At 65.8% G+C, this 3,688-nt stretch carries 4 protein-coding genes; all 4 read right to left on the minus strand.

Going from position 1 to position 3,688, the window contains the following annotated elements; genetic code table 11:
• Nucleotides 1-264 precede the first annotated feature (264 nt).
• Complete coding sequence (locus EOA28_RS28560; protein WP_245463427.1) at nucleotides 265-432, minus strand: hypothetical protein; 168 nt, start codon at nucleotides 430-432, stop codon at nucleotides 265-267.
• A 40-nt stretch (nucleotides 433-472) separates the two neighbouring features.
• The gene (locus EOA28_RS28565) at nucleotides 473-1,333 is read right to left on the minus strand and encodes an ABC transporter permease subunit (protein WP_127253798.1); all 861 of its coding nucleotides are present in this window, start codon (nucleotides 1,331-1,333) and stop codon (nucleotides 473-475) included.
• Entirely contained in the window at nucleotides 1,330-2,103 is a 774-nt protein-coding gene (locus EOA28_RS28570; protein ID WP_127253799.1) for a taurine ABC transporter ATP-binding protein, read from the minus strand. The genes EOA28_RS28565 and EOA28_RS28570 overlap by 4 nt, the downstream gene beginning before the upstream one ends.
• 163 nt (nucleotides 2,104-2,266) lie before the next feature.
• Nucleotides 2,267-3,283, minus strand: a complete 1,017-nt coding sequence (gene tauA / locus EOA28_RS28575; RefSeq protein WP_127253800.1) for a taurine ABC transporter substrate-binding protein — start codon at nucleotides 3,281-3,283, stop codon at nucleotides 2,267-2,269.
• Nucleotides 3,284-3,688: the final 405 nt, after the last annotated feature.

A 3,688-nucleotide genomic window follows, 5' to 3' on the forward strand; every position in this document is an offset into this window, starting at 1 on the left:
ACTGTTCAGGTTGATGGTTCACCGGTGGGAAGGGACCGGGCCATGCCACGGCCTGTCCGAAAGGACGACCACGATCCACTCGGTCTCCTTCCCACCTCAACCATACACCAGAACCAACACACAGGATCCCAGGGTCTGCGCCGCGTCGCTTCGCTCCTTGCTCCGCCATAGAATGACGAGGTTGGGAGGGCGGCTTCAACCAATCGACGCGGCGCAGACATTAGGATGACGAAGTCGCCAGCGCTGGCGTCCCCCACTTCCCGATCATTGCGACCAGTACTGCCAGACCCAGTAGAAGCTCTCGTCGCGCGGCGGCAGGCGATCGCGGTCGCCGGCAAGCAGCACCGGCGTCGGCGAATTCGGTTCGTCTGCCTGCTGTTTGTCGCTCGGCGGCAGACGCAACAGCCATGTGCCGACATGCGCAAACAGCACTGCGGTGGAATGGGTTATCGTCCTTCTCCTTCGCTTGAGCTCATTCCCGTCCCGCCCAGGGCACCAGCACCCGCTCGATCCGGCGGATGACGAATTCGAGCGCAAAAGCGATGATCGCGATCACCAGTATGCCCATCACCACCACGTCGGTGACCAGGAATTGCGCCGCCGACTGGATCATGAAGCCGAGCCCCCGCGTCGCCGCGACCAGCTCGGCTGCGACCAGCGTCGACCAACCGGCGCCGAGCGCGATGCGCAGGCCGGTGAGGATCGAAGGCAGGGCGCTGGGCAGGATCACGTGGCGGATGACCTGGGCGCGCGTGGCGCCGAGCGACCGCGCCGCGTCGACACGCTCGCGCGAAACGCCGCGCACGCCGGCGGCGGTCGACAGCGCCACCGGCGCCAGCATGGCGATGGCGATCACCAGGATCTTCGACGGCTCGCCGATGCCGAACCAGATGATGATCAGCGGCAGATAGGCGAGCGGCGGAATCGGACGCAGGAATTCGAGCAGCGGGTCGAACACGCCGCGCCCGATCCGGCTGATACCGATGGCGAGGCCGACCGGCACGCCGACGAGGATGGCCGCGATCAGCGCCGCAAACACACGCCAGAGCGACGCGAGGATGTGCTGGAGCAATGTGGCATCGACGAAACCGTCGCGGACAACGATGACGAACTTTGCCCAGACCGCGCCGGGCGAGGGCAGGAAAACCGGCGACACCAGCTGCAGCGAGGACGCCGCCGTCCAGGCAGCGAGCAGCACGAGGATGGTGATCGCGCTGACCAGCCTGGCTGAAATTACCGCCCGTCTTGGCCGCGGCCGCGACCATGGCACGGAAAGCCCGTCGGTCTCGCCGGCCTTCGCGGCGGGCCTTTCGCTGTAAGTGCTCACGCTCATGCCGCCTCTCCTTCGAAGATCGAGTCGGTCAGATCCGCGCGGGCCGCGGCGAAGCCGGCATCGGCCTTGATCGCGCGGATCGGCTCGCCGGCGGCGTAGCGGCGGCCGAAATTCGTTTCGAAAGTCCGCACCACGTGCCCTGGACCGGGCGCCAACACGACGATGCGGGTCGCCAGCACCAGCGCCTCCTCGATGCCGTGCGTCACCATCAGCACGCCGACTTGGGCCGCTGCCCACAGGTCGAGCAGCGTCGTCTGCATGCGCTCACGCGTCAGCGCGTCGAGCGCGCCGAGCGGTTCGTCGAGCAGAAGGAATTCGGGTTCTGCGGCCAAGGCTCGGGCAAGGCCGACGCGCTGGCGCATGCCGCCGGAAAGCTCCCAGATCCGCTTGTCGCCGGCGTCGGCGAGCTTGACCAGCGACAGCAATTCGTCGGCGCGGCGTGCTCTGCTATCGGCCGGGACGCCGCGCAGCCTAAGCGCGAAGGCCACATTTTCCCGCGCCGTCAGCCAGGGGAACAGCGCATCGTTCTGGAACACCACGGCGCGATCGGATCCGGGCCTGGTGATTGGCTTGCCGCCCACCGTGGCCAGGCCGCCCGCGGGCTCGACCAGGCCGGCGGCGACGTTGAGCAGCGAGGTCTTGCCGCAGCCGGAACGGCCGACCAGCACGACGAAATCGCCCTTCGCAATGTCGAGCGAAACCCGCTCGACCGCCGGCACCAGTTGGCCGTCATAATGGACGCTGATCTTGTCGAGGGTGAGATGCGTCATGCGGGCCTCTGCTGGATCAGGTGTTGGATCCTGGGGCCTGCCCCGAAGCCGCGCCTCGTAAGCGACTCCGGGACAGGCAAGCGCAAGGCCAGGGAAGGAGGCCGCGCTTCCGAACAATCCCCCGGAAAGGCGGTCATCCTTCCGGGAATTGTGTGGACAGGGCTCAGTTCGAGGCGAGCGCCTCGCTGGCATATTTCGCCGTCACATATTTCGAATAGTCGGGCAGCACGGCATCGACCTTGCCCTGCTCCTTGAGGAAGGCGGACGTCGCCGCGACGGCCTTGACGGTCGCGCCGCCGAGGAACTTGTCCGAAGCCTGCTCTTCGAGCGACGGGAAGACATAGCCCTTGAGCAGCTCCGGCACCTCTTCCAGCTTGGCGCCGGTGAGCTTGGCGATCTTGCCGGCTTCCGGCGAGGACACCGACCAGGCCTCCGGCTTGGCGAGGAACTGGGCATAGGCTTCGCCGGTCACCTTGACAAAGTCGCGCACGGCTTCGGGGTGCTTTTCGGCAAAATCGGTGCGCACGATCCAGGCGTCGAAGGTCGGCGCGCCCCAGGCGGCCACTTGCGAAGAGTCCAGCACTACCTTGCCGGTCGTCTTCACCTGGCCGAGCGCCGGGTCCCAGACATAGGCCGCGTCGATATCGCCGCGCGCGAAGGCGGCGGCGATCTCCGGCGGCCTCAGATTGAGGATCTGCACCGACTTCGGATCGACATTCTCATGCTTCAGCGCCGCGAGCAGGCTGTAATGCGTGGTCGAGACGAACGGCACGGCGACCTTCTTGCCGGCCAGATCCGCGACCTTCTCGATGCCGGAGCCGTTGCGGGCGACCAGCGCCTCCGACGGACCGATCAGCCCGACGACGAAGATGGTCTGGATCGGTAGCTCGCGGCTGGCTGCCGCGGCCAGCGGGCTCGAGCCGACATAGCCGATATCGACCGAGCCGGAGGCGATCGCGGCGATGACGTCGGCGCCGGAATCGAACTTGCGCCAGTCGATCGCCGCCTTGGTCGCCTTTTCATAGGCGCCGTCCGCCTGCGGCACTTTCGAAGGCTCGACCACCGTCTGGTAGCCGATGGTGATCTTGAGATCCTCGGCGCTGGCAGGGCCGAGCAGGGCGGCGCCGGCAAGAGCGGCGGCCGACGAAAGCAACAGAATGCGTCGTGAAAGGATTGACATTGAAAGGCTCCATAAACCCCTGAAAACTGGATTGCCCTTCTATCGTCCGTTAATTCTATCAGGTTTGTAGAGTTAAATCCTTCCAACGAAGGGCGCTTTGTTGGAAAAGTGTCGCCGGGTAACGGCGGAACGGGCGCAAAAGGACGGTCGCGGGGTTGGTGCGGGTGGACGCGGCCGCCAGCCGCGCTCTTCGGTGCCCTGGGTGGTTGGCAAAGCCGTCCTTCCAGTCGTCATTCTAGGGCGGAGCAAGGAGCGAAGCGACGCGCGCAGACCCTAGAATCCTGTGTGTTGGTTCTGGTGTATGGTTGAGGTGGGAAGGAGACCGAGTGGATCGTGGTCGTCCTTTCGGACAGGCCGTGGCATGGCCCGGTCCCTTCCCACCGGTGAACCATCAACCTGAACAGT

The organism is Mesorhizobium sp. M2A.F.Ca.ET.067.02.1.1, from assembly GCF_004023285.1.
In the GTDB taxonomy this organism is placed as follows: Bacteria; Pseudomonadota; Alphaproteobacteria; order Rhizobiales; family Rhizobiaceae; genus Mesorhizobium.